Raw genomic sequence first — 24814 nt, forward strand, 5'->3', positions numbered from 1 at the left:
GCTGTCTGCGTCGTCGTGGACCCGCATCGTCTCCCGCATGCCGCGCGTGCCGGCGAGCCCTGGCCCGCCGCGCCGGTCACGGCCGCCGGTCCGCCCTCGCCCGGTCGGGACTGAACGCACCAGCCGGGGCGCCGTTCAGTATCCCCGCGGCGTCGCCCCCCGGACCGGCGCCGCCCGCCTTCCCGACCCCGCGCCGGAAGGCCGGGTCGGGGGCCCGCTCGGGCGCTGGAGGCTCAGGCAGGGCCCTCGATCATGGTGCGGATCCGGATGGCGAGCGCGTCGAGCGCGAAGGGTTTCGTGAGCACCGCCATGCCGGGAGCGAGGTGGCCGTGGTTGAGGGCGGCGTTCTCGGCGTAGCCGGTGACGAACAGCACCTTGAGGTCGGGGCGCGTCACCCGGGCGGCCTCGGCCATCTGCCGGCCGTTCATGCCGCCCGGCAGGCCCACATCCGTCACCACGAGGTCGATCCGCGCGCTCGACCGCAGGAGCCTCAGCCCCGAGGCGCCGTCCGCCGCCTCGATGGCGGCGTAGCCGAGATCCTCCAGCACCTCCGTCACCAGCATGCGCACCGAGGGCTCGTCGTCGACCACCAGCACGGTCTCGCCGGACTTCGCGCGCGCGGCCTCGGTGAGGTCGGGAACGCGCTCCGGGGCCTCGGCCTCGCCGAGGTGGCGCGGCAGGTAGAGGCAGACCGTGGTGCCCTGGCCGAGTTCGGAGTCGATCCGCACCTGCCCGTCCGATTGCTTGGCGAAGCCGTAGACCATCGACAGGCCGAGGCCGGTTCCCTCGCCGGTCGGCTTGGTGGTGAAGAAGGGGTCGAAGGCGCGGGCGGCCACCTCCGGCGTCATGCCGGTGCCGTTGTCGGAGACGCAGAGCGACACGTACTGCCCCGGCTCCATGTCGCGCTCGCGCGCGGCCCGGTGATCGAGCCAGCGATTGGCGGTCTCGACCACGATGCGCCCGCCCTCCGGCATCGCGTCGCGGGCGTTGATGCACAGGTTGAGCAGCGCGTTCTCGAGCTGGCCCGGGTCGACCAGCGTCGGCCACAGGCCGGCGGCCCCGACGACATCGACCGAGACCGCGGGTCCGACCGTGCGGCGCACGAGCTCGACCATGCCCTCGACGAGCCGGTTCACGTCGGTCGGCTTCGGGTCGAGGGTCTGGCGGCGCGAGAAGGCCAGGAGCCGGTGGGTGAGCGCCGCGGCGCGCTTGGCCGCCCCCTGCGCCGCGCCGATGTAGCGCTCCAGGTCCCCGACCCGGCCCTGGAGCAGGCGGGTCTGCATCAGGTCCAGGGAGCCGACCACGCCCGCCAGCATGTTGTTGAAGTCGTGGGCCAGCCCTCCGGTGAGCTGCCCGACGGCCTCCATCTTCTGCGATTGCCGCAGCGCCTCCTCGGCCCGCATCAGCTCGGCGGTCCGCTCGGCGACGCGCTGCTCCAGCGTCTCGTTGAGGCTGCGCAGCATCGCGGTGACGCGGTCGCGCTCCGCCTCGACGGCGCGCCGCCCCTCGACGTCGATCAGCACCCCGGGGAAGCTCAGCGGCGTGCCGTCGGGCCCGAGCTCGACGCGCCCGTTCGCCTCCAGCCAGGAATAGGTCCCGTCGGCGCGGCGCGTGCGGTACTGGTGCGCGTGGGCTCCGCCCCGCGCGATCGCCTCCCGGATGGCCTCGGCGAGGCCGGGCCGGTCGTCCGGGTGCACGGTCTCCACCACCTGCGCGAGGCGCAGTCCCTCGCGGCCGAGGGCGGGGTCGAGCCCGAAGGCGCGGGCGAAGCCCTCGTCCACGCTGAAGCGGTCGCTCGGCAGGTCCCAGAACCACGTGCCGATGATCGCGCCGGCCGCGAGCGCGAGCTGCACGCGCGCGATGTTCTCCCGCGCCAGGGCCTCGCTGGCGCGCAGGGCGTCCTCGACCCGCTTGCGCGCCGTGACGTCCCGGAACAGCACCGAGACCTGGCGCCGGCTCGCCGGCTCGACGCGGCTGGCGGAGACCTCGATGTGGCGGTCCGCCGCCACGAAGCGGCGCTCGAAGCGCACCGGCTCGCCGGTGCGCAGCACGCGTCCGTAGATGGCGAGCCACCCCTCCGCCTCGTCCGGCGCGATGTCGCGCAGGGTCTTGCCGACCACGTCCGTGATGCCCGTGTGGCGCGCGTAGCCGGCATTGGCCTCCACGTGGACGTAGTCGCTCAGGGGGCCGTGCGGCCCGTCGCGGAACTCGATGATGCAGAAGCCGTCGTCGATCGCCTGGAACAGCGCGCGGTAGCGCTCCTCGCTGCGCGCGAGCGCGTCGCGGGCCATGCGCTGCTCGGTGACGTCCCGCGCCGCCCCGTGGAAGCGGACCGGGCGGCCGGTCCCGTCGCGCTCGAGCTCGCCCTTGCGGGCGATCCAGCGGAGCTCGCCGGTGTCGGGCCGGCGGATCCGGTACTCGACGTCGCGGGGAGGCTCGCCCCGGCGCCGGGTCTCGGCCGTCGAGATGAGGGCGGAATCCTCGGGCACCACCAGGGCCTCGAAGGCCCTGGCCGGGAAGGATTCCCTCACCGGCATCCCGTAGAGGCGGCAGAATTCCGGGGTGGCGTGGAGGGTGTCGGCGTCGATGTCGACCGAGAAGACGCCCACCCCGCCGGCTTCCTGGGCCCGCCGCAGCCGGGCCTCGGCCTCGCGCAGCAGGGCGGCGGAGGCGCCGCTCCCGCCCGCCGCGCGGGGGCCGCCCCCACCGCCGTCGGCGCCGCTCATCGTCGGCCCGGGGCCGGTCGACCCGGCAGGCCGGCGCGCCATCCGCCCCGCGGCGGGAGCGCCGGCGACCCGGCCGGTTCAAGTCTCGTGGGAACGGGGGGCGCCGCGCGTCTGGCCATCGGCCCCTTGTGCCGGAAGCGGGGCGCTGCCGCCAGTGCGCGCCTCCGGCTCTCCGCGCGACCCGCGCCGAATCCCCGTCCGGGGGGCGGTCGGCGTCGCCCCGGAGCCGGTCCGGGGCGGGCGGGATCAGGCAGGGCCGTGACCGCGCCGGGCGGGGCGCCCGGAGGCGCCCGCCCGGCGGCGCCCTCGCGACGGTGTCGCGGATCCGCTCAGTCGTCGTAGTCCCAGTGGTGGTGCGACCGGAAGCCGTGGGACCGGCGCTCGATGACCCGCACGTCGGGGCGGTCGTCGAAGCGACGGTGGTAGAAGCGGGTGGGGCGGTAGCCTTCGCGGATCACCACGCGGCGATGGCCGTAGCCCGGGCCGTAGCCGTCGCCCCACTCGTAGGCCTGGGCGGACGAGACGGCGCCGGTGAGCGCGGCCGCCGCGGTGAGGGTCAGAGCAAGCGTCTTCATGATCATGCCTCCATTTTCGATGCGACAGTCCACGCACCAAGAGGGCAGGCCGATTTCGCGGCCGGACAAGTCGCACATCGATGACTGCACGTCTGCCGGGTGGCTTGGTCGCCGCCCGACAGGGCCTAGCCCTCAGAACGGGTGCCCTGGAGAACAGTTCCATCCAGAAAATAGGCTGACGAGGTGGGCCGCCACGCCGTTCATCATGCGTTTATGTGTGACGCAGAGCGTGGTGAGGCCGTGAATGTCTGGCCCCGGACGACGCGCCTCGGCGGCCTTGAGAGGGCCCGCGGCATCCCGCGCGTCGGGGCCGGCGCCCCGCGCTGCGCGGACCGCCCGGCCCCGGCGAGGCGGCGGGAGCCGCGCCCCGGGCCGCGCATGGAGCCGCGCATGGAGCCGCACATGGAACGGTTTCGCCCTCTCGGAGATTCCTAAGCCCCAGCCGGACCCGACGACCCTGTCCGGAGATGGGCGATCACCCAGGTGCGAGGCGCACCTTCCCCAGTACGGGAGTGCGGGATGACTGGTGCGGCAGATGCGCTCTCGGCGACGCAGCAAACAGAATACGCGGTCCGGGGGCGGGCGGATCTGGACCGCCGGTTGGAACGACTGACCGGTTCCGAGAGGGACGCGTTCTGGAAGGCGGTCCGGAGCGCCTACGTGGTCGGCCCGAGATCCACCCCGGCCCCGCGGGCGGGCGGGGCCCGGCGCCGTGCCGCTTCGCGGCCCATCCAGGAGGTCTGCCGATGACGCGACCGCACGAGACTCACGCCGACGCGGTGCGCGCCGCGCGCCGGATCGTTAACGAATGCGGCGCGCGGCTCGCGCAGGCGATCCGCCGCGACGAGGCGGAGGCCATCGCGGATGCCTGCCACGACCTCGTGGCCCGGATCGCGGAGGCGATCGTGGAGGCCGAGGCCGCGGCCGCGGAGCCGGTCCGGCATCGCGCCGCGCCGGAACCGGACCGCGCGCACGAGGGGAACTCGCGGTTCCGGAACTGGCCCGTCCCGGTCTTCGGCCTGTCCACCTGGGCCTCCTTCCCCTGGACCTCCGCGCCGGCCGGGACGACGGACGGAACCGACCCGCGCGCCGGAGGGCGGGGTTGAGGGACCGGACGCCCGCGCGCCAGGGCCGCCGGCCGGCGCGGGATCGGCCGCCGGCGCGACCTCACGAGCCGCCCAGATCGAGCCGGTTCTCCAGAACCGCGCGGCCGGTCGCGGAGATGCGCACGGCGGCCCCGTCGCGGTCGTGATCGGCCCAGCCCTGCGCCACGAGGCTCGGAACGAACAGGTCGTCGTCCCGCGCCAGCGCCCGGGTTCCGGACAGTTCGAACAGCGTCACCCAGCCGCCGACGAGGTCGAGGAAGGTCATCAGGCGGATCTGCTCGGCCGTCATGCGGGATTCCCGGACCGGGGTTGGCCGATGCAGCCGCGCGCGGGGTGGGGCAGGGTCCCGAGCGGGTCCGGCCTCCCGGAAGCGTCGGCACGCTGCTCGGCCGGATGAGCGTGCCCCGTAACGACGGCGACGCGCGAGCGTTCCCCATGCCGGGGGCATTCCGCTCCGGCGCGCATCCCGCCGGGGCGGGGGTGCCGATCACGACGTGAGCATCCGGCCCGACCGGCCGCCCTCGTAGCCGAGGGCCTGCGCCAGCGCCGCCCGGGCGCGGTTGACGCGGCTCTTCGCCGTGCCGACCCGGCAGCCCATCAGCTCCGCCACCGCCTCGTAGGTCAGGCCCTGCGCGGCCACCAGCAGCAGGGCCTCCCGCTGCGGCGCCGGCAGCTGGCTCAGCCGCATCCACACGTCCTGCAGCGCGATGCCGTCCTCCTGGTCGGGCAGCGCGACCATGCGGGCGGCCTGCTCGCCGTCCGCGTCCTCCACGTCGCGCCGGCGCTTGCGCGCCGCAGTGTAGAACTGGTTGCGCAGGATCGTGAACAGCCACGCCTTCAGGTTGGTGCCGGGCGCGAAGCGGTCCTGGTTCTGCCAGGCCCGCAGCAGCGTCTCCTGCACGAGGTCATCGGCCTCGGCGCGCAGGATGGTCAGCGACAGGGCGTAGGCGCGCAGCGCCGGAACGGCCCCGAGCAGATCCTCGCGGAACGTCGATGCGGGTCGCGCGGCCTGGGCGGCGTCCAGGCGCGCGATCAGGTCGAGCAGAGCCTGAGGCTGCGGCCCGCCCATGACCGCCGCGTAGGCGGCCCGCAGCTGCGTGCCCAGCGCCGCGTGCACGAACCGGGGCAGCCGCGGGCGCGTGTCGGCCGGAACGTCCCCGGCCAATCCGGGATCCGCGGCTGCCGGGATCGTCTCGTCAGGTGCCATGATGCCTCTTGCTCGCCGGCCGATCCAGGTCTCCGGGTTGCGGATCCGGCCGCGCCCCTCGCAGGGTCCCGCAAGGCGCACTGTATCGTGACGCGCGGAGGCGAAGGGCGCAACGTTGAGAATGTGTTTCTGCATCCTCTAAGCAGTCATTCGCCATCGCTGGTTTGCGGTGCATCTGCCGACGCCGCGGAAATATGCTGGACAGTGCTGATAGTTTACTTAAAGGGCAGCGGCGCCCGCGGGGCGCCCGGCATCCGGTCAGGCAGCATCAGCTGTGAAGCGTGGCGCGGGAGGGCGTGCCGGCCGGGCCTCCGCGAAGTCGTTCGGGCGTCCTGCATGCAATATCGGGAAAATACCCCGCCGGCGGCGAGCCGGCCTGTGTTCGCCGCGGCCGCGGAGATCCTCCCTTCCGGGCGCCCCGCCGCGGCCCACGCCCCCCTCATCTGGCGCCTTCTCGTGACCGGAGTCGTTACGGGTTCTCGGGAGGCGGCGTGGCGCGGGCGCCGGGCGGGTCGCGCGGCCCCGGTGCCACTCATACACGGGGTCGGGCACACCAAAGACGAACCGATCTCTCCGCCGACGACCGCTCCAGCATGCCACAGGTTTCATCCGTGAGGGACGGCGAAGCCGGTGTGCAACTCATACCAAATCCGCTTGATCCCTTCGCGATGGCGGATTTGGGCTTCGCTCAGGCGCCGCGCAGGCTTGTGATCCGGGATCCGCTTCGATCAAGCGGATCCCGGATCACGCGACCCGCAGCGTCCGGATCAGGATGAGGCTGATCGCCAGCAGGATCGCGAGCGAGGCGGTGACCGCGAGCGTCACGCGGCCGCCCACGCGGGCCAGCACCCGCAGGTCGACGCCGAGCCCGAGCGCGGCCATCGCCACCACCGTGAGATAGCCCGCGAGGCGGGTCACCGGGCGCGAGGCCGCTTCGGGGATCAGGCCGAGCGAGCGCAGGCCCGCCAGCGCCAGGAAGCCCAGGATGAACCAGGGCACGAGCTTGGTGAGGCCGGGGCCGCCGGCGCGCCGCGGCGCCGTCGCGCCCTCGGCGGGCAGGCGGGCGGCGACGAGCGAGAACAGGACCACGACCGGCCCGAGCATCAGCACCCGCACCAGCTTCACCAGCGTGCCGACCTGGGTGCTGAGCAGCCCCACCGGCACGGTCGCGGCGAGCACCTGCGGCACCGCGTAGACGGTCAGCCCCGCGAGCACGCCGTACTGGTGCTCGGACAGGCCCGCGAGCGGGATGAGGAGCGGCAGCCCCAGCACCACCAGCACGCCCAGCACCGCCGTGAAGGCGATCGAGGCGGCCACGTCCTCGGCCTTGGCGCCGATCACCGGCGCCACCGCGGCGATGGCCGAGTTGCCGCAGATCGCGTTGCCGCAGGCGACCAGGATCGCCATGCGGGCGGGGAGGCCGAGCAGCCGGCAGATCCCGTAGCCCGCCGACAGGGCCAGCACCACGGTCCCGACGATGCCGGCGAGCAGGGCCGGTCCCGAGGCGACGACCGCCTGCAGGCTGATCGAGGCGCCGAGCAGGGTGACGGCGACCTCCAGGAGCTGCTTGGCGCTGAAGGCGATGCCGGGGCGGAAGCGCGGGCCCGGCGTCCAGGCGGTGCGCAGCGCGATCCCGATCAGGATCGCGACGACGAGGGCCTCGATGTAGGGGTGGCCGAGGCTGGCCTCCTCCCATCCCTGCGCCGCCACCGCCGCCGCCGCGACCGCGAGGCAGAGCGCGATCCCGGGAAGCGCGGAGGCGGGCCGATCGCTCCGCGCCGCGCGCACCATGGAGGAGAGTTTCGTCGTCATCGGCGGCTGCGCAGGGCCTGGAGGATCGATATTCTGCAAAACCGGGGAGAAGGGGACGATCCTCCTCCGCGGCGCCGCGACTTTGGAAGACGCGTCCATTGCCCGGAGGGCGCCCGGGCGCGACAGTGCCGCCCATGACGAGCAGGAACCCGGCCGCGCGCGCCGTCACCTTCGATGCCTACGGCGAGCCGCTGGAGAGCGGGCGGGAGCCCGCTCCCCCGGCGGGGGACCGGCGGGCCCGCACGGCCGCGGCCGCCCTGTTCTGGACGCTCGCCCTGGCGCTGGTGGCGGCCCGCATCTGCGTCGCTCCGGCGCCCGAGGCGCGGACCGCCGCGTCGGCGCGGGCGCATCTCGCGGATCTGGTCTCGGCTCCCTGAGCGGACCGGGCCGCGGGCCCGGCCGGCTGAGCGGTCGCATCGCATCACGACGATCAGTACACCGCGGCGAGGTAGGCGGCGATCGCCTTGGCGTCGGCCTCGTCGATCGGGGCGCGGTAGACCTTGATCATCTTGGTCACCTCCGCGTCCCAGAAGGCGCGACCCTTCCCGGGCGGCTGCATGGCGAGGTAATCGGGCGAGTGGCAGGTGAGGCAGTTCGCCTGCGCGGCCGAGAAGCCGGGCTCGGGCCCGGGGCGCAGCGCGGCGGCGCCCTCGGGCAGCGCGTAGGTTCGGGGCGCCGCCCGGGCCGCCCCGAGGGCGATCGTGAGGGCGGCGAGGGCGAGGAGCGCGGAGCGCGGTATCGTGGGCATCGTTGGGCCTCTCCCTCAGGCGGCGCGCACGCGGACCGTCTCGACGACGTTGCGCAGGTAGCCGGCCGGATTCCACAGCGGGTCGAGGGGTTGCGACTGCCCGGCCCGGTTGGTGGCGCGCACCCGCACGGCGTGCGCCCCCGGGGTGAGGTCGACCCGCAAGGTCCAGGGGCGGAAGGAGTAGCGGCCGAGATCCTCGCCGAGTTCGGCGCGGGTCCAGGTCCGCCCGTCATCGGTGGAGACCGCCACCTCGGCGATGCCCTCGCCGCCGTCGAAGGCGATGCCGCGCAGCGGCGTCTCGCCCGCCGGCAGGGTCGCCCCGTCGGCGAGGTTGGTGACGAACGAGCGGACGGTGAAGCGGCCGATCGGCACCGTCGCCTTCGGGGCCTCGCCCGGCTCCGTGCAGGCGCAGGAATTGGCCGGGATCCGGTAGGCGGAGGTCATCCAGAACCCCTCGAAGGGCTTGTCCAGGACCGTGATCGCGCTCAGGTGCTTGACCCAGTAGGTGCCGTAATAGCCCGGCACGACGAGGCGCAGCGGGTAGCCGTTGAGCCAGGGCAGGTCCTCGCCGTTCATGGCGTAGGCCAGCATCACCTCGCCGTCCCGGGCGTGGTCGAGGGTGAGCGCCTTCACGAAGTCGGGCGTCTCCGGGATCACCGGCCCGTCGAGCCCGTCGAAGGCGACCTGCACGGCCCCGCGCCGCAGGCCCGCCTTGTCGAGGACGGTCCGCAGCGGAACGCCGGTCCAGCGGGCATTGCCCATGGCGCCGTTGGCGAGCTGCCCGCCCGCGACCCGCGGCGCGAAGAAGCCCCGCGAATTCCCCGAGCACTGGTTGACCGCGACGATCTCGCTGGCCGGCAGCGCCCGGATCTCGGCGAGCGACAGGGCGAGCGGCGTCTCGACATGGCCCTTCACCTCCAGGCGGTAGCGCTCGGGGTCGATGGCGACCGGTATGTCGGCGAGGTGGTAGCGCACGAAGAACGCGTCGTTCGGGGTGATCACGCCCTCGTCGAAGACCCGGAACGGGGTCTCCAGCTGCGGCGGGCGGCTCGTCATCTGCAGGAGCGGGCGCTTGCCCGGATAGGCGACGAGGGGGCGCTCGCCGTTGCCGAAGGGCAGCGTCGCGATCTCCTCGGCCGCGGCGCGCCAGGGGGCGCTCGCGAGCGCCGCGCCGGCGAGGACGCCGCGCTGCAGAAAGGCCCGTCGGTCGCGGTCAACCATGGCGTCTCCTCCGTTGTCGGTGCCTCGCCCTCTGCGGAGCGTGGGAGAAATACACTGCCGTCGCGGCGTTCAGGAGAGCACGGTTCTGCGATTCGGAGGTTTCTTGGAAGATGCGCCCCCCGATCGGGCGCTCGGGCGCGACCGGCCGGCCCGCGCCGAGGCGCGCCGGCGGCTCACCCGCCCGTCAGGTGCCGGCGGACGGCGCGCGCCGTGACGGCGGAGACCCGGATATTCGACTCGACCGTCACGCCCGCGATGTGGGGGGTCAGGATCAGGTTCGGCACGTCGCGGAACAGGGCGCCGGCCGCGGCATCGACGGGCTCCGCCGCGAAGACGTCGAGGGCCGCGCCGCCGAGCCGCCCCGCGCGCAGGGCCGCCGCCAGCGCCGCCCCGTCCACGACGCCGCCGCGGGCCGCGTTGATGAGGACCGACCCCGGCCGCATGCGGGCGATCTCGGCCGCGCCGATCATGCCGCGCGTCTCGGGCGTCAGCGGCACGTGCAGCGACAGCACGTCGCTCTGCGCCAGGAGGTCGTCCAGGGAGAGGCGCGCGACGGGTCCGGAGGCGGGGTTCCAGGCCGGGTCCTGCGCCGCGAGGTGCGGGTCGAAGGCGGCGAGCGCCATGCCGAGGGCGGCGGCGCGGCGGGCGGTCTCGCGGGCGATGGCGCCGAATCCGACGAGGCCGAGCCGCTTGCCCGCGATCTCGCGCCCCATGAGCGCGGCGCGGGGCCATGCCCCGGCGGCGACGGCCGCGCTCGCCCCGTAGGCGCCGCGCAGCAGCAGCAGCGCGGCCGCGATCACGTACTCGGCCACCGCCCCGTCATTGGCCCCCGTCGCCGGATAGACCGCGATCCCGCGCGCCCGGCAGGCGTCGAGGTCGATATTGTCGAGCCCGACCCCGAGCCGCCCGACCGCCCTCAGCTTCGGGGCCGCCGCCAGCAGGTCGCCGCGCAGCTCGGTCCGGTTGCGCACGATCACCGCATCCGCGTCGGCGAGCGCCGCCCTCAGCGCCTCCGGCCGGTCCACGAGGCCCGGATCGTACAGGGTGTCGAGGCCGGACAGTTCCGCGGCGATCGCCGCCTCGTCCATGAATTCGCTGATGACGACCTTCATTGTCCTGCGGCTTCGAGGCGCGCCCGTCCGGGGCGCGCATGCGGGAGGGGCGGGGCCGCCCTGCCTATCGCGATCCGGGCCGGGCATAAAGGCGTCGCGTCCCTCGCGCGCCCTCGAAGCCGCCCGCCGTCGCCCGCCCGGTCGCGCGGCCGGGGAGGGGGTCGTGCCCGAACGCCGTCGCCCGATCGGGTCGACCCCGCGCGGCCGGCACGTGTTAGGGAAACGTCACCGAGGCGAGCTAGAGCGGCGCCGGACGGCGTGGTGCGCGCCGCACCAGGGGAAGCTTCGATGCGTTCACGTCTTCTCGCCCTCGCAGCCAGCGTCGCCCTCTCCGGTGCCGCCGACGCCGCCACCGTCATGCCGCTCGACCGCGCCACCATCCTGGTCGGCTCGCCCTTCGACTTCAAGGTCGAGTTCGAGGCCAAGGTGAAGGCGGACGAGGTCAGGATCACCGTCAACGGCGAGGATTACCGGACGGCCCTCGGCGCGGGCACCGGCTTCGTCGAGGTCGAGACGGACAAGGACGGCAAGGAGCTCGGCTCGGCCGTGCTCCTGCGCGGGGTCAGGATCGCCAAGCCCGGCCGCTACACGGTGGAGGCGACGGCCGGCAACGACCGCTGGAGCGTGACCTGGGAAGTCTTCGGCACCGCCGACGCGCCCAAGGCCAGGAACATCATCTTCCTGCTCGGCGACGGGCTGTCGGTCGCCCATCGCACCGCCGCGCGCCTGATGGCCAAGGGCATGACCGGGGGCAAGGCCAACGGCCGCCTCGCCATGGACGATCTCGACCGCATGGCCTTCATCGGCACCTCGGCCACCGACGCGGTCGCCACCGACAGCGCCAACACGATGTCGGCCTACATGACCGGCCACAAGACGGCGGTGAACGCCCTCGGCGTCTACGCCGACCGCACGCCCGCCTCCCTCGACGACCCCCGGGTGGAGACCTTCGCGGAGGCGGTCCGGCGCCAGACGCGGAAATCCGTCGGCCTCGTGGTCACCTCGGAGATCGAGGACGCGACCCCGGCCGCCGTCGTGGCGCATACCCGCCGCCGCGCCGACAAGGCCGAGATCGTCGAGATGCTCTTTTCCGTGAAGCCGGAGGTGATCCTCGGCGGCGGCTCGGCCTATTTCCTGCCGAGGGCCGTGCCGGGCTCGAAGCGCCGGGACGACAAGGACTTCATCGCGCTGTTCCGGGAGGCCGGCTACGCGCTCGCCACCGACCGGGACGAGCTCCAGGCGATCGCCGGCCGCGACCGGCTGCTCGGCCTGTTCCACCCGGGCAACCTCGACTACGCGCTCGACCGGATGCAGCTCAAGAAGGGCACGGTCGGCAAGTTCCCCAGGCAGCCCGGCCTCGTCGAGATGACCAGGGCCGCGCTGGACAGCCTGTCCAGGAATCCGGACGGCTTCTTCCTGATGGTGGAGGGGTCCTGCATCGACAAGGCGAGCCACCCGCTCGACTGGGAGCGGGCGGTCTTCGACACGATCGAGTTCGACCAGGCCGTCGCGGTGGCGCGCCAGTTCCAGGCCGCCCATCCCGACACGCTCGTCGTCGTGACCGGCGACCACACCCACGGCATGTCGGTGATCGGCACCATCAACGACGACCTGCCGGGCGACGAGATGCGCGAGAAGGTCGGCACCTACGCGGCCGCCGGCTTCCCGAACTACGAGGACAGGGACGGCGACGGCTATCCCGACCGCGTCGACGTCTCGCGCCGCCTCGCCCTGTTCGGCACCAACGGCCCCGACCATTACGAGACCTTCCGGCCCAAGCTCGACGGCCCGTTCGAGCCGGCGCTGAAGACCCAGGGCGGCACCTACGTCGCCAACGACAAGTACAAGGACGTGCCCGGCGCGGTCCTGGTCAAGGGCAACATCCCCAAGGACGAGGAATCGGGCGTCCACGCGGTCGACGACGTGGTGCTGCAGGCGGCCGGCCCCGGCGCCGAAGGCTTCAAGGGCTACATGGAGGAGAGCGACGTCTACCGGGTGCTGGCGGACGCCTTCGCCCTCGGCGCCACGAGGACGGTGGCCAATTCGCCGGCAGGCCAGGCTTCGGCAGGCGAGGCTTCGGCAGGCAAGGCGTCGGCAGGCAAGACGCCAAGCAAGTAGCCGCCACGATCGCCGCATCGGGCAGCCATGGCCGCGACCTCCCTCGTCATCGACCGCCGCCGGCTTCTGACCGGGGCGGTTCCGGCCGCCGCGCTGCTCGCGGCGCGTCCGGCCCGCGCCGCCGCGGCCAGCCTCACCTTCGAGGAGCTCTACGGGACGATCGGCGTGCTCGGCCTCGCCTTCTCCGACAAGGTCAAGGCCCTGGCCGGGCAGGAGGTCGCCATGCGGGGCTTCATGGCGCCGCCGCTCAAGGCCGAGGCGGCCTTCTTCGTGCTGACCGCGATCCCGATGGCGCTGTGCCCGTTCTGCTCCTCGGACGCCGACTGGCCGAACGACATCGTCGTCGTCTACCTCGACCGCAAGCAGACTTTCGCGCCGCCCGCCACGCTGATCGAGGTGACCGGGCGGCTGGAGGTCGGCTCCTGGACCGACCCCGAGAGCGGCTTCGTCAGCCTGATCCGGCTGACCCACGGCCGCTTCGCGGTCGTCGGGAGGCTGTGATGGCCGGCACACCACCTGTCCGCGGTCCATCACAGCCTTTGGCCATGCTCGCCCTGCGGATCAGCGACCTGTCGGTCTCCTTCCCGGGTCTCGCCGCGCCGGCCCTGGCGATCGAGCGCCTCGGCCTCGCGGCCGGCGCGCGCGTCGCCGTCACGGGGGCTTCGGGCTCGGGCAAGAGCACCTTCGTCAACCTGATCACGGGCCTCGCCCGGCCGGATCGCGGCCAGATCCAGTGGGGCGAGACCGACATCGCCGCCCTGCCGGAGGCGCGCCGCGACCGCTGGCGGGCCGAGACGGTCGGGCTCGTCATGCAGGATTTCCACCTGTTCCCGGGGCTCTCGGCCCTCGACAACGTGCTCCTGCCGGCCCGGCTCTCCGGTGCGGGGAATGCGGCGACGAGGGCGCGCGCCGCCGATCTCCTCGACCGGGTCGGCCTCGCCCGCCCCGGGCAGGACGTCGCCACCCTGTCGCGCGGGGAGATGCAGCGCGTGGCAGTGGCGCGGGCCCTGCTGCGCCGGCCGGGCCTCCTCGTCGCCGACGAGCCGACCGCGAGCCTCGACCCGGAGGCGGGTGCGGCGGTGGGCGCCCTGCTCCTCGACCTCGCGCGGAGCGAGGGGGCGACCCTGATCGTGGTGAGCCACGACGAGCGGCTGACGGAGCGGCTCGACCGCCGCATCCGCCTCGCGGCCGGCCGGATCGCCGCCGACACGGGGGCCGAGCCGGGCGCCGCGGGAGCAGCCGAACCCGGTGCGGCCGAAGCGGGCGGGCCCGGCACGGCCGCCGCGGGCGGGCCCGGCACGGCCGCCGCGGGAGCGATGCCGTGATCCGCTTCGTGCTCGCCGATCTGCGACGGCTCTGGGCCGCCTCCCTGGTCATCGTGCTCCTGGTGGCCCTGTCCACCGCGCTCGGCGTGGCGGTCACGCTGCAGGAGCGCGCGCTGCGGCTCGGCAGCGCGCGCGCCGCCGACCGGTTCGACCTCGTGGTCGGGGCGCCCGGGAGCGAGGTGCAGCTCGTCCTGTCGGCCGTCTTCCTCCAGCCCGCGCCGCTGCCGCTCGTCCCCGGCGACGTGCTCGCCCGGCTCTCGGGCGATCCCCGCGTCGCCTGGGCGGCGCCGGTCGGCTTCGGCGACAGCTATCGCGGCCACCCGATCGTCGGCACGACGACGCGCCTCGTCGAGGGCGTCGCGGGCGGGATCCGGGACGGGCGCCCGTTCCGGGCCGAGGGCGAGGCGGTGGCCGGATCCGCGGTCGACCTGCCGCTCGGCACCGCCCTGCATCCGATGCACGGCAGCGGCGGCGAGCCGGGCCCCACCCATGCGGGCGCCACCTACCGCCTCGTCGGCCGGCTGTCCCCGACCGGCACGGCGTGGGATCGCGCCATCCTGGTCCCGATCCAGGCGGTCTGGCACGTCCACGGGCTCGGCCAAGACCACGGCCAAGACCACGGCCAAAATCACGGCCAAGACCACGGCCAGGAACACGGCCAAGCCTACGGCCAGGAACACGGCCAGGAACACGGTCTTGGTCAGGAGCGCGGGCGCGCCGGGCCGGACGGGGAGGCGGCCCACGGCCGCATCAACGCGCAGGCGCCGCTGGACGAGACCTTCGACCACGATCTGCCGGGCCTGCCGGCCATCCTGGTCAAGCCCACCTCCTTCGCGGCGGCCTACAAGCTGCGGCAGGAGTACCGCGGCGGCGGCACGCTGGCGGTGTTCCCGGCCGAGGTGCTGACCCGCCTCTACGCGACCCTCGGCGATGCCCGGCAGGTGCTGATGGCCATCTCCGCCGGCGCCGAGGCCCTGGTGGCGGCCGCGCTCCTCCTGATCACGGTGATCCACGTGGCGCAGCGGCGGCGCCAGATCGGTGCGCTGCGGGCCTTCGGCGCGCCGCGCCGCGCGGTCTTCCTGATCGTCTGGGGCGAGGCGATGCTGCTCGTGTCGGCGGGGATCGCCGGCGGCGTCGCCCTCGGCTACGGGGCCGCCCGGCTCCTCGCGCGCCTCGCGCAGGGGCAGGGCGGCTTCACCCTGCCGGTGGAACTGGCCGCCGAGGACGCCGCCTTCGCGGGGGCGCTCCTCGCGGTCGCCTCCGTGCTGGCCCTGCTCCCGGCCTGGCTCGCCTACCGGCAATCGCCCGCCGCGTCCCTGCGCGCCTGACCGGCGCCGGACCGCCGCCTGGCGGCGGACCGCCTCACGGCTTGCACGGCCAGGCCTCGGAGAGCGAGAGCCCGAGCAGCAGGCCCCCGGGCCGGTTCAGGTTCTTCGGGTGCTCCTTCATGTAGCGGCAGAACACGTCCACGAGCTGCTGCGTGGAGACCGGATCCTTCGGGCAGAGATGCTTGCCGACGGAGGCGTCCGCCGCGCCCAGGACGAAGCCGGCAAGGTAGGTTTTCTGCAGCTCCGTCGCGCCGGGCTGGCAGGACGCGTTGAATTCGCTCGCCTTCTTCAAGTCCGAAAGCTTACTCTGCGCCATAGCCGGGCCGGCGCACAGCACCAGCACGAGAGCGATCACCGCCTTCACCATCCTGCTCATCCCCTTTGTCCCGGCAGAGCTCGCGATTCCGGCAGGATAGACGGGACCTCCCGGCTGCGGGATGGGCAAGTCGCGCGCGGTTGCGTCGCGTCCACCGCAATCGCGCGGGCCGCCCGCCCGGCGGGCGAGGCACCGGAGGCGGACCGCACCAGGGCGGCGGCCGGCGGGCGCAGGGGCGCCAGGAGCGGATCGAGCGCCAGCACCCCGGCGATCCCGCCGGCAACTCCGATCGGGCGGTCGACAGCCGGCAGCAGGTCCGTCGTCGGCGCGGGTCCCCGCACCGTGGCGACGCAGTGGCCGCCTGCTGGCCCGCATAGGCGCCGTCGCCGCGTCCGTGCTGCACGACGCCCGCGACGAAGGGCCGCCCGCGAGGCAGGCGAGCCAGGGCAGGACGCCGTCCGCCGCGAGGGCCATGGCGCGGAGCCCGTAGAGCCCTCCGGCGGCGCAGCCGAGGAGCCGGCCGGGCGTCTTCATCTCCGGCCTGTGCCGGCTCGCCGTGAGGATCACGAAGGCCGTGATCGGCGTCTGCGCGAAGCCGGCCAGCTGCAGCGTCTCCCAGATGTCGGGGATCCGCGCGACCGCGATGCCGCCGGTCACCGCGACGGCGAGGAAGTCGCCGTCCACGCCCGCCCGGGCCGGCCCGGGCGGGCGCGGGGCCCGCCGCGCCGGGCGCGGGAGCCGGCCGCGCCGTTCCGCCGATCGGATCAGGTGAGGAACTGTTGAGAAACGTCTCTCCCACGCGGGAGAGTCAGCATATGCTTATGCCGTTCGGTATATGCCGTCACATTTTCCGAAAATCTTGCAACAATCCGCGGTCCATCATACGAAATTCGGCGCGGGGAGCGAATCATCAATTTCCCCGGAAGGCCACACAAGCCTGAAGCAACGCAGAGCGATTAACGTGGCAGGGTCATGAGTGTCATGGTGGTTGGGATGCTGGTCGTGCTTTTGTTCCCGCTCGTCCTCGCGGTGATCGCGGGTTTGGCGACTCATCTGCGCCGGAACGAGAGCGACCGGGGCGGTGCGTCCTGGTCCCTGCCCCAGGCGGAGTGACGGGTCGGATCCGGCTCGGAGCGGGGGCATGGCGGAGGTCGAGATCCAGTTCGTGGCGTGCGACGGCGCGGCGGACCCGGCCGGGATTGCGCGCGGCCGGACCTTCCTCGTCGCGAGGTCCGGCAAGGTGCCCCGGGGCAGGGCGGCCCCGGCCGGTCAGAGCCGGTTCAGCCGGTGATCGAGGCCGATCCGCCGCTGGTGCACCTCGTACCCGGCCTTGAACCGGACCTGCTCGCCGCCGACCCGCGTCGAGACGGTGCGGTCGAGATCGGCGCAGAGGGCGCAGGACGGCGTCCCGGGCCGGAAGATCGGCGGCCTCTGCGCCCATCGCGGGCAGGCCGGCGACAATCAGGAGATCAGGGACTTTCCTCGCGGCGGCCGCGTATGGGAATTTATTCCCCACGTGAGAGGCCGCGATCGGTGACTTGCGAGGTGAGCGTGGAGGTTTTTCGTCCCGCGCCGACCGATGCGGCGCGGCCGCCCTCGTCGCGGCGCCCGCGCCGCGGACCTCCTCGCGCGGGGCGCGAGGAGGTCCGGCGCGTCACGCCGCCTTCTGGTTGACCTTGCTCTCCGCCATGGCGGTCAATTTCTGGTCGGTGGCCTTCTCCTCCTCGAGGGTCTGTTGCAGCACGCTGGCGCAATCGCTGCGGCCGAGGCGCTTGGCCCAGGCGATCAGGGTGCCGTAGCGGGTGATCTCGTAATGCTCGACGGCCTGGGCGGCGGCGAGCAGGGCGGCGTCCAGCACCTCCGCGTCGGCGATCTCGCCCGCCGTCTCGTTCGCCTCCTTGATGATCCCGTCGATCGCCGGGCAATCCACGGCCTTGGGCTGGTGCCCGTGCATCTGGAAGACCTGCTCCAGGCGCCGGATCTGGCCCTCGGTCTCGCGCAGGTGCGTCTCGAAGCCCTGCTTGAGCTGCGGGTCCGTCGCCTTGGCGATCATCTTCGGGAGCGCCTTCGTGATCTGGTTCTCGGCGTAGTAGATGTCCTGGAGCGTGTGAACGAACAGGTCGTCGAGCGTCTTGATGTCCTTCGTGAACAGGCCCATCGCGTCCTCCATCGGGGTGGGTGCGGGCCGCCGGGGCCGGCTGCGGACCGGGCTGCCGCTCTCGTCACCAGAATGAGGCGGCTCGCCGGCTGGTTCCGCGGGCCCGTCCGGACAGGGGAGTGTGCCATTCCACCATTGCACAGGTGGGACATTCTCACTTTGCGCCGACACACCCGATTCGCATAAGGAAGATTATGGAACTGGAACGAGGCGGGCGGGACGGGGCGGACGGCCGTTCGGCCCCGAGGCTCCCCGGACGCGGCGTCCCGCGCTCAGCATCATTCGCCGAAGCGGCCGCCGGTTCGGCGGCGAAGAATGATGCGAAACCAAGAGACCAAGCAGAAGTGCGCCATGCAATTCTGCTTCGGTCGGAGCCCCCGAGCCCCCGACCCGGACCCCCGCCATGCCGGCCCCGACCGCAAACCTGTTCGACGCCCTGCCGCCGCCCGGCACGCCCGACGAAACCGTGACCGCGCTGCTGGCGCGGCCCGGCCTGCGCGTCGAGCGCATCGTCTCGACCGGCCAGGCGAGCCCGCCGGGCTTCTGGTACGATCAGGCCGAGGACGAGTGGGTGCTGCTCCTCGCGGGCGCCGCCCGGCTCAGGCTCGCGGACGAGCCCGAGGCGCGGGTGCTGGCGCCCGGCGACCACCTGCTGATCGAGGCCCGCCGCCGCCACCGGGTCGAGTGGACGAGCCCCGACACCCCGACCCTGTGGCTCTGCGTGTTCTGTCAGCCCTCGACCGTGACCGTGAGCCCGTCATAGGCCGGCACCACCCCCTTCGGCAGGCGCCGCCGCAGGCTCTCGTAGTCGAGATCCGTGTGCAGGTTGGTCAGGATGGCCCGGCGGGGCCGCACCTCCTCGATCAGGGCCAGCGCGTCCGAGACCGAGAAATGCGTCGGGTGCGGCGTGTCGCGCAGCGCGTCGAGGATCAAAAGGTCGAGGTCCCGCAGATGGGCCTTGGCCGCCTCCGGCATCAGGCTGACGTCGGGGGCGTAGGCGGCGTCCGCGAAGCGGAAGCCGAGCGCCTCCTCGTTGCCGTGCTCCATTCGGAACGAGGTCGCCGTCACCGGGCCGCCCGGCCCGTCGAGCCCGAGGGGCGCGCCGTCCGGGAGGTCGTGGAGGTCGAGGATCGGCGGGTACTGGCTGCCCGGCGGGGTCGCGAAGCAGTAGGCGAAGCGCGTCTCCAGCAGCGCCCGCGTGGTCGCGTCCGCGTAGACCGGGATGCGGCGGCGCATGTGGATCACCATCGCGCGCACGTCGTCGATGCCGTGGGTGTGGTCGGCATGGGCGTGGGTGAACAGCACCGCGTCGAGCCGCTCGGCGGCGGCGTCGAGCAACTGCTCGCGCAGGTCCGGCGAGGTGTCGACGAGGATCGTGGTGGCGGGCCCGGGCCCCGCCCGGCGCCCCTCCACCAGGAGCGAGCAGCGGCGGCGGCGGTTCTTCGGCTCGGCCGGGTCGCAGGCGCCCCAGCCGGAGCCGACGCGCGGGACGCCCCCGGAGGAGCCGCAGCCGAGGATGCGCAGCGTCAGCGTGGCCATCGGCGGTTCCTCATCGGTCCGTGCCGCCGGCGGGCCCGGCCGCGTCCGCCCGGGCGGCCTTCTCGAACAGCCGGTAGAAGTTGGCGGTGGTGAGCCGCGCCAGATCCTCCGGCGCCATCCCGAGGCTGCCGGCGAGGCTCCGCGCCGTCTCGGCCACGTAGGCCGGCTCGTTGGGCCGCCCCCGATGCGGCTCGGGCGCCAGGAAGGGCGCGTCCGTCTCGACGAGCAGGCGCTCGCGCGGCACCGCGGCCGCGATTGCCCGCAGCTCCTGCGAGCGCCGGAAGGTCACGATGCCCGAGAAGGAGACGAAGAGCCCGAGCTCCACCCCGGCCTCCGCGAGGCGCCGGCCCGAGGAGAAGCAGTGCAGCACCGCCCGGAAGGCCCCGCGCCCCATCTCCTCGCGCAGGATCGCCTCCATGTCGGCATCCGCGTCGCGGGCATGGATCACGAGGGGCAGGCCGGTCTCGCGGGCGGCCGCGATGTGGGTGCGGAAGACCCGGGCCTGCACGTCCCGCGGCGCGGTGTCGTAGTGGTAGTCGAGCCCGGCCTCGCCGATCCCGACGCAGCGCGGGTGCCGCGAGAGCGCGACGATCTCCTCCAGGGGGATGTCGGGCTCCTCGGCGGCCTGATGCGGGTGGGTGCCGACCGTGAAGAAGATCTCCGGATGCGCCTCCGCCAGCGCCCGGTAGACGGAGGCCCGGCGCAGGCGGGTCGAGATCGTCACCATGCGGGAGACGCCCGCCCGCCGGGCGCGGGCGAGCACCTCTGGCAGCGTCTCGGCGAGGCCCTCGAAGTCGAGGTGGCAGTGGCTGTCGACCAGCATGCCGCCTCAGGCCTCCGGCTCGACGAAGCGCGGGAAGATCGGGCTCGGGGCAGGCAGGGCCGTGCCCGGGACGAGCCGGCCCCCCTCCCCGACCTGCGCCAATCCCCTCGCCTCCCCGGGCACCGCCAGGAGGTCGAGGAGCCGGCAGGCGGCCGCCGGCACGAAGGGCTGCACCAGGATGCCGACCGCGCGCAGGGTCTCGGCCGTGCAGTAGAGCACGGTCGCCATCCGGGCCGGGTCGGTCTTGCGCAGGGTCCAGGGCTCCTGGGCCGCGAAGTAGCGGTTGGCCTCCGCCACCACGGCCCAGATCTCGGCGAGCGCGTGGTGCAGGGCGTAATCCTCCATGGCGGCGCGGGCGACCGCCGGCAGCGCGTCGGCGGCGGCGAGGATCGCCCGGTCCGCCTCGGCGAGGTCGCCGGGCCGCGGCACCGCCCCGTCGCAATTGCGCGCGATCATGGTCAGCGAGCGCTGGGCGAGGTTGCCGAGGTCGTTGGCGAGGTCGGCGTTGGTGCGGTTGACGATCGCCTCGTGCGAGTAGTTGCCGTCCTGGCCGAAGGGCACCTCGCGCAGCACGAAGTAGCGCAGCGGGTCGACCCCGTAGAGCCCGGCGAGCGCGATCGGGTCGACCACGTTGCCGAGGGACTTCGACATCTTCTCGCCGCGGCTGAGCAGGAAGCCGTGGCCGAAGACGCGCCGGGGCAGCGGCACCCCGGCCGACATCAGGAAGGCCGGCCAGTAGACCGCGTGGAAGCGGATGATGTCCTTGCCGATCACGTGCAGGTCGGCCGGCCAGCGGCGCCAGCGCGGATCCGCCTCGTCCGGGAAGCCGCAGGACGTGATGTAGTTCGTGAGCGCGTCGACCCAGACGTACATCACGTGGCCGGGCGCGCCGGGCACCGGGACGCCCCAGTCGAAGGTGGTGCGGCTCACCGACAGGTCCTGCAGGCCCGAGCGCACGAAGCTCACCACCTCGTTGCGGCGGGTCTCCGGCCCGATGAAGTCCGGGTGCTCGGCGTAGTGGGCGAGCAGCCGGTCCGCGTAGGCGGAGAGGCGGAAGAAGTAGCTCTCCTCCTCGACCCACTCGACCGGCGTGCCGGTCCGCTCGGCGCGGCGCACCCCGTCCTGGCCGAGCACCAGCTCCGCCTCGTCGTAATAGGCCTCGTCGCGCACCGAGTACCAGCCGGCATACTTCGCGAGGTAGATGTCGCCGGCCGCCTCCATCCGCCGCCACAGCGCCTGCGAGGACGCGATGTGGTCGGGATCGGTGGTGCGGATGAAGCGGTCGAAGCCGCAGTTCAGCGTCTCCGCCATGGTGCGGAAGCGCGGCGCCATCGCGTCCACGAAGGCGCGCGGGGAGATTCCCGCCTTGGCGGCGGTCTGCTGGATCTTCAGCCCGTGCTCGTCGGTGCCGGTGGTGAAGAACACGTCGTAGCCGTCGATGCGCTTGAAGCGCGCGATGGCGTCGGCGGCGATCACCTCGTAGGCGTGCCCGATATGCGGGGCGCCGTTCGGATACGAGATCGCCGTGGTGATGGTGAAGCGTTCGCCCGCCACGAGGGAATTCCCGAGAAGCTGCAAGGATCGTGCGGGCGCGGTCGCACCCGTCTCCCGAGAAGCCTTAGCGCAAATTCCCGGTGGCGTGGACACCCCTGCGCCCACGGGGCGGCTGCGCCCACGGGGCGGCTGCGCGGGCCCGGCCTTGCGGTCCCGGCCTTGCCGGCGCGGGGCATCCGGCCGAGATGAGCAGGGTCGCCCCGGAGCCCCCCCGCCATGCCGCGTGCCGCCTCGCCGAGATCGATGCCGCTGATCTGCGCCCTCCTGTCCGGCCTCGCCCTGGTGCCCGGCCCGGCCGCCCTGGCGGGCGACGCCGCCGCGGGGCGCCGCAAGGCGGTGGCCTGCCAGGGCTGCCACGGGCTCGACGGCGTCGCCAAGCTGCCCGACGCGCCCAACCTCGCCGGCCAGGTCGAGCCCTACCTCGTCAAGGCGCTCGGGGAGTTCCGCAGCGGCGTCCGTCGCAACGAGGTGATGTCGGTGGCGGCCAAGACCCTCACGGATGCCGACATCGCCGATCTCGCGGCCTATTACAGTGCCATCCAGGTCGAGGTGGTGCCGCCGTCCTGAGGAGGGCGGCGCGGTCCTGATGACGCGTGTAACCGTCCGGGGCGGGTAGCCCAGCGGGGGGCGGATGCGCTACGACAGGGGCGCTCCGTTCCGGGAGGTCCGTCGCAGGATGCCGCTGTCTCCGAGCCGCCCCCGTCCGACGCGGCCCCCTCCTGGTCTCCGGACACCCTGATGGCGCGGCCCGGCTCCGCCCCGCACCGGGTGCTGATCTACTCGCACGACACGTTCGGCCTCGGACATCTGCGCCGCGCGCGGGCGATCGCGCACGCGCTCGTGGCCGAGATGCCGGAGCGCCGCGTGCTGATCCTGTCCGGCTCGCCCGTCAGCCACGCCTTCCGCTTCGCCCCGGGCGTGACCTGCCGGCGCCTGCCCGGCGTGGTGAAGCTCGACAGCGGCGCCTATCGCAGCCTCGGCGCGGCCCACGACCTCGACGCCGTGGTGGAGACCCGGGCGGCCCTGATCCGGCACGTCGCCCGCCGCTTCGACCCGGACCTGTTCCTGGTCGACAAGGAGCCGACCGGCTTCCACGGCGAGGTGCTGCCGGTGCTGGCGCCGCTGCGGGACCGGGGCTGCCGGCTGGTGCTCGGCCTGCGCGACGTCCTCGACGATCCGGGCCTCCTCGCCCCCGAATGGGAGCGCAAGGGCGCGCTCGCGGCGCTGCCGCTCTACGACGCGATCTGGGTCTACGGCCTCGAGGAGATCTACGCGCCGCTCTCCGGCCTCGCCCTGCCGCCGGGCGTGGCGGAGCGGCTGACCTACACGGGCTACCTGCGCCGCGAGGCGCCGGACGCCGCCTCGCCGGCCGGCGAGGACGAGCCCTTCCTCCTGGTGACGCCGGGCGGGGGCGGCGACGGGATCGATCTCGTCGAGGCGGTGGTGCGGGCCTACGAGGCCGAGGCCCCGCCCCACCGGGCCCTGGTGGTGTTCGGCCCGTTCTTCCCGAAGGCGGCGCGCGACGCGCTCCAGGCCCGCATCGACGCGCATCCGCGGCTCTCCTCCCTCGACTTCGACGCGCGGCTGGAGCGGCTGATGCGCCGCGCCGCCGGGGTGGTCGCCATGGGCGGCTACAACACCTTCTGCGAGATCCTGTCCTTCGACCGGCCGGCCCTGATCCTGCCGCGGGTGCGCCCGCGCCGCGAGCAGCTCATCCGCGCCGAGGCCGCCGCCCGGCTCGGCCTCGTCGAGACCCTGGCGCCCGACGCGGCCGGGCCGGAGCGGATGGCGGCGGCGCTGGCCGCCCTGCCCGGGCGCCCGCGCCCCTCGGCCCGGCCGATCCCGCACCTGCTCGACGGGCTGCCGGCGATCTGCCGGCTCGTCGCGGTGCCGGGCCTGGCGCCCCGCGTGGCGGCGGAGTAGCGCGCCGCCCGATGCCCGCTCCCATCGCCGTCCTGGTCAAGGGCTATCCGCGCCTGTCCGAGACCTTCATCGCCCAGGAACTCCTCGGCCTCGAGGCCCGCGGGCTGCCGCTCGCGATCTGGTCGCTGCGCCGGCCGCACGACGGGGCCGTGCACCCGATGCACCGGCAGATCCGCGCCCCCGTCGCCTACCTGCCGGAATACCTGCACGAGGCGCCCCTGCGGGTGGCGCGCGGGCTGCTGTCGGCCCTCTTCCGGCCGCGCCTGCGGGCGCTGCTTGGGCTGGTCTGGCGCGACCTCAGGCGCGACCCGACCCGCAACCGCCTCCGCCGCCTCGGCCAGGCGCTGGTGCTGGCCCGCGAATTGCCGGACGGCGTCCGCCACATCCACGTCCACTACCTCCACACCCCGGCCTCGGTCGCCCGCTACGCCGCGCTGCTCACCGAGCGCAGCTGGAGCGCCTCGGCCCACGCCAAGGACATCTGGACGACGCCGGATTGGGAACTCGCCGAGAAGCTCGACGACGCGCGCCTGACCTTCGCGGTCACCTGCACGGCGGCGGGCGCGGAGCGCCTGCGCGGCCTCGCGGCCGAGCCCGACCGGATCGGCCTCGTCTATCACGGCCTCGACCTGCGGCGCTTCCCCGAAGCCCCCGCGGCGCGCCCGCCCCGCGACGGCGGCGACCCGGCCGATCCGCTGCGCCTCGTCACGGTCGGGCGGGCGGTGGCCAAGAAGGGCTTCGACGACCTCCTCGACGCGCTCGCCGCCCTGCCGCCCGGCCTGCACTGGCGCCTCGCCCAGGTCGGCAGCGGCGAGGCGCTCCCCGCGCTCAAGGCCAAGGCCGCCGCCCTCGGGCTCCAGGGGCAGGTGGCCTTCCTGGGGGCGAAGCCCCAGCCCGAGGTGGTGGCGCTGCTGCGGGAGGCGGACCTGTTCGTGCTGCCCGCCAAGCGCGCGCCCTCGGGCGACCGCGACGGGCTGCCGAACGTGATCATGGAGGCGGCCTCCCAGGGCCTCGCCATCGTGGCGACCGACTTCGCCGGGATCCCGGAATTCCTGCGCGACGGGATCGAGGGCCGGCTGGTGCCGCCGGGCGACTGGGCCGCCCTCTCGAACGCCCTCAACCTCCTGGCCCGCGACCCGGCCGCGCGGGCGCGGCTGCGGGCGGAGTTCGGGGCGGAGGAGGGCCTCGACCGGATCGCCGGGCTGCTGCGCGGGGGCGGGACC

24 protein-coding genes and 1 pseudogene are annotated in these 24814 nt (G+C 73.9%); 11 read left to right on the forward strand and 14 right to left on the reverse strand.

All coding sequences use genetic code 11. The features are described 5' to 3' along the window. Nucleotides 1-233: 233 nt before the first annotated feature. Entirely contained in the window at nucleotides 234-2726 is a 2493-nt protein-coding gene (locus QA634_RS32540) for a PAS domain-containing protein (protein WP_012336080.1), read from the reverse strand. A 329-nt stretch (nucleotides 2727-3055) separates the two neighbouring features. Further along, nucleotides 3056-3301 (reverse strand): hypothetical protein, encoded by a 246-nt coding sequence (locus QA634_RS32545; RefSeq protein ID WP_236728836.1) that lies wholly within the window; start codon nucleotides 3299-3301, stop codon nucleotides 3056-3058. A 746-nt stretch (nucleotides 3302-4047) separates the two neighbouring features. Between QA634_RS32545 and QA634_RS32550 the strand changes: the two genes are divergently transcribed. Next, entirely contained in the window at nucleotides 4048-4407 is a 360-nt protein-coding gene (locus QA634_RS32550; RefSeq protein WP_012336082.1) for a hypothetical protein, read from the forward strand. Between the two features lie 61 nt (nucleotides 4408-4468). Here the strand turns inward: QA634_RS32550 and QA634_RS32555 are convergent, their stop codons facing one another. The 3 genes from QA634_RS32555 to QA634_RS32565 all read right to left on the reverse strand — a co-directional run bounded on the left by QA634_RS32555 (nucleotide 4469) and on the right by QA634_RS32565 (nucleotide 7426). Continuing rightward, nucleotides 4469-4696: a hypothetical protein gene (locus tag QA634_RS32555; RefSeq protein ID WP_012336083.1), complete on the reverse strand. Its 228-nt coding sequence runs from the start codon at nucleotides 4694-4696 to the stop codon at nucleotides 4469-4471. A 198-nt stretch (nucleotides 4697-4894) separates the two neighbouring features. Further along, nucleotides 4895-5614, reverse strand: coding sequence for a NepR family anti-sigma factor (locus tag QA634_RS32560; protein WP_012336084.1), 720 nt, complete (start codon nucleotides 5612-5614; stop codon nucleotides 4895-4897). A gap of 744 nt (nucleotides 5615-6358) precedes the next feature. Further along, nucleotides 6359-7426 carry a YeiH family protein gene (locus QA634_RS32565; RefSeq protein WP_415926894.1) on the reverse strand — a complete coding sequence of 356 codons (1068 nt, stop codon included), beginning with the start codon at nucleotides 7424-7426 and terminating at the stop codon, nucleotides 6359-6361. Between the two features lie 134 nt (nucleotides 7427-7560). Here QA634_RS32565 and QA634_RS32570 point away from each other — a divergent pair, with 134 nt between their 5' ends. Then, complete coding sequence (locus QA634_RS32570; RefSeq protein ID WP_012336086.1) at nucleotides 7561-7803, forward strand: hypothetical protein; 243 nt, start codon at nucleotides 7561-7563, stop codon at nucleotides 7801-7803. A 53-nt stretch (nucleotides 7804-7856) separates the two neighbouring features. Here QA634_RS32570 and sorB read toward each other — a convergent pair whose 3' ends face one another. From sorB to QA634_RS32585, 3 genes are all read right to left on the reverse strand, one after another. Continuing rightward, a complete protein-coding gene (gene sorB, locus QA634_RS32575) occupies nucleotides 7857-8174 on the reverse strand; it encodes a SorB family sulfite dehydrogenase c-type cytochrome subunit (protein ID WP_012336087.1) in 318 nt (105 codons plus the stop codon). A gap of 15 nt (nucleotides 8175-8189) precedes the next feature. Continuing rightward, nucleotides 8190-9395 carry a SorA family sulfite dehydrogenase catalytic subunit gene (sorA, locus tag QA634_RS32580; RefSeq protein ID WP_012336088.1) on the reverse strand — a complete coding sequence of 402 codons (1206 nt, stop codon included), beginning with the start codon at nucleotides 9393-9395 and terminating at the stop codon, nucleotides 8190-8192. Between the two features lie 173 nt (nucleotides 9396-9568). Continuing rightward, nucleotides 9569-10507: an NAD(P)-dependent oxidoreductase gene (locus tag QA634_RS32585; RefSeq protein WP_012336089.1), complete on the reverse strand. Its 939-nt coding sequence runs from the start codon at nucleotides 10505-10507 to the stop codon at nucleotides 9569-9571. Nucleotides 10508-10795: 288 nt separating this feature from the next. Between QA634_RS32585 and QA634_RS32590 the strand changes: the two genes are divergently transcribed. From QA634_RS32590 to QA634_RS32605, 4 genes are read left to right on the forward strand one after another with little or no spacing between them, the layout of a single operon-like run. Then, nucleotides 10796-12625 carry an alkaline phosphatase gene (locus tag QA634_RS32590; protein ID WP_012336090.1) on the forward strand — a complete coding sequence of 610 codons (1830 nt, stop codon included), beginning with the start codon at nucleotides 10796-10798 and terminating at the stop codon, nucleotides 12623-12625. A gap of 27 nt (nucleotides 12626-12652) precedes the next feature. Then, on the forward strand, nucleotides 12653-13126 hold the full coding sequence (locus QA634_RS32595; RefSeq protein WP_012336091.1) for a hypothetical protein: 474 nt from the start codon (nucleotides 12653-12655) through the stop codon (nucleotides 13124-13126). 44 nt (nucleotides 13127-13170) lie between these two features. Beyond that, nucleotides 13171-13950, forward strand: coding sequence for an ABC transporter ATP-binding protein (locus tag QA634_RS32600; RefSeq protein WP_012336092.1), 780 nt, complete (start codon nucleotides 13171-13173; stop codon nucleotides 13948-13950). Further along, entirely contained in the window at nucleotides 13947-15278 is a 1332-nt protein-coding gene (locus tag QA634_RS32605) for an ABC transporter permease (protein ID WP_012336093.1), read from the forward strand. The genes QA634_RS32600 and QA634_RS32605 overlap by 4 nt, the downstream gene beginning before the upstream one ends. Before the next feature lie 34 nt (nucleotides 15279-15312). Here QA634_RS32605 and QA634_RS32610 read toward each other — a convergent pair whose 3' ends face one another. Beyond that, entirely contained in the window at nucleotides 15313-15645 is a 333-nt protein-coding gene (locus QA634_RS32610) for a Rap1a/Tai family immunity protein (RefSeq protein WP_018263313.1), read from the reverse strand. Between the two features lie 1090 nt (nucleotides 15646-16735). Here QA634_RS32610 and QA634_RS32615 point away from each other — a divergent pair. After that, a complete protein-coding gene (locus QA634_RS32615) occupies nucleotides 16736-16885 on the forward strand; it encodes a hypothetical protein (protein WP_012336097.1) in 150 nt (49 codons plus the stop codon). Here QA634_RS32615 and QA634_RS32620 read toward each other — a convergent pair. Next, complete coding sequence (locus QA634_RS32620) at nucleotides 16864-17055, reverse strand: hypothetical protein (RefSeq protein WP_012336098.1); 192 nt, start codon at nucleotides 17053-17055, stop codon at nucleotides 16864-16866. The genes QA634_RS32615 and QA634_RS32620 overlap by 22 nt on opposite strands. A 193-nt stretch (nucleotides 17056-17248) precedes the next feature. Beyond that, on the reverse strand, nucleotides 17249-17752 hold the full coding sequence (locus tag QA634_RS32625) for a YciE/YciF ferroxidase family protein (RefSeq protein WP_012336099.1): 504 nt from the start codon (nucleotides 17750-17752) through the stop codon (nucleotides 17249-17251). 403 nt (nucleotides 17753-18155) lie between these two features. Here QA634_RS32625 and QA634_RS32630 point away from each other — a divergent pair, with 403 nt between their 5' ends. Further along, on the forward strand, nucleotides 18156-18515 hold the full coding sequence (locus tag QA634_RS32630; RefSeq protein ID WP_012336100.1) for a cupin domain-containing protein: 360 nt from the start codon (nucleotides 18156-18158) through the stop codon (nucleotides 18513-18515). Here QA634_RS32630 and QA634_RS32635 read toward each other — a convergent pair. The 3 genes from QA634_RS32635 to metG are packed head-to-tail and all read right to left on the reverse strand — an operon-like array spanning nucleotide 18482 to nucleotide 21668. Then, entirely contained in the window at nucleotides 18482-19291 is an 810-nt protein-coding gene (locus tag QA634_RS32635; RefSeq protein ID WP_012336101.1) for an MBL fold metallo-hydrolase, read from the reverse strand. The two genes, QA634_RS32630 and QA634_RS32635, sit on opposite strands and share 34 nt — an antisense overlap. A 10-nt stretch (nucleotides 19292-19301) precedes the next feature. Next, nucleotides 19302-20114, reverse strand: a complete 813-nt coding sequence (locus tag QA634_RS32640; RefSeq protein WP_012336102.1) for a TatD family hydrolase — start codon at nucleotides 20112-20114, stop codon at nucleotides 19302-19304. Nucleotides 20115-20120: 6 nt separating this feature from the next. Further along, on the reverse strand, nucleotides 20121-21668 hold the full coding sequence (gene metG, locus QA634_RS32645; protein ID WP_012336103.1) for a methionine--tRNA ligase: 1548 nt from the start codon (nucleotides 21666-21668) through the stop codon (nucleotides 20121-20123). Between the two features lie 243 nt (nucleotides 21669-21911). Between metG and QA634_RS32650 the strand changes: the two genes are divergently transcribed. The 3 genes and pseudogenes from QA634_RS32650 to QA634_RS32660 form a co-directional block, all read left to right on the forward strand. Beyond that, nucleotides 21912-22235 carry a c-type cytochrome gene (locus QA634_RS32650; protein WP_018263309.1) on the forward strand — a complete coding sequence of 108 codons (324 nt, stop codon included), beginning with the start codon at nucleotides 21912-21914 and terminating at the stop codon, nucleotides 22233-22235. 171 nt (nucleotides 22236-22406) lie between these two features. After that, nucleotides 22407-23591 carry a glycosyltransferase family protein gene (locus tag QA634_RS32655; protein WP_012336105.1) on the forward strand — a complete coding sequence of 395 codons (1185 nt, stop codon included), beginning with the start codon at nucleotides 22407-22409 and terminating at the stop codon, nucleotides 23589-23591. 11 nt (nucleotides 23592-23602) lie between these two features. After that, nucleotides 23603-24802: pseudogene (locus tag QA634_RS32660) on the forward strand (glycosyltransferase); the annotation flags it as partial. Nucleotides 24803-24814 lie beyond the last annotated feature (12 nt).

The organism is Methylobacterium sp. CB376 (assembly GCF_029714205.1).
GTDB lineage: Bacteria > Pseudomonadota > Alphaproteobacteria > Rhizobiales > Beijerinckiaceae > Methylobacterium.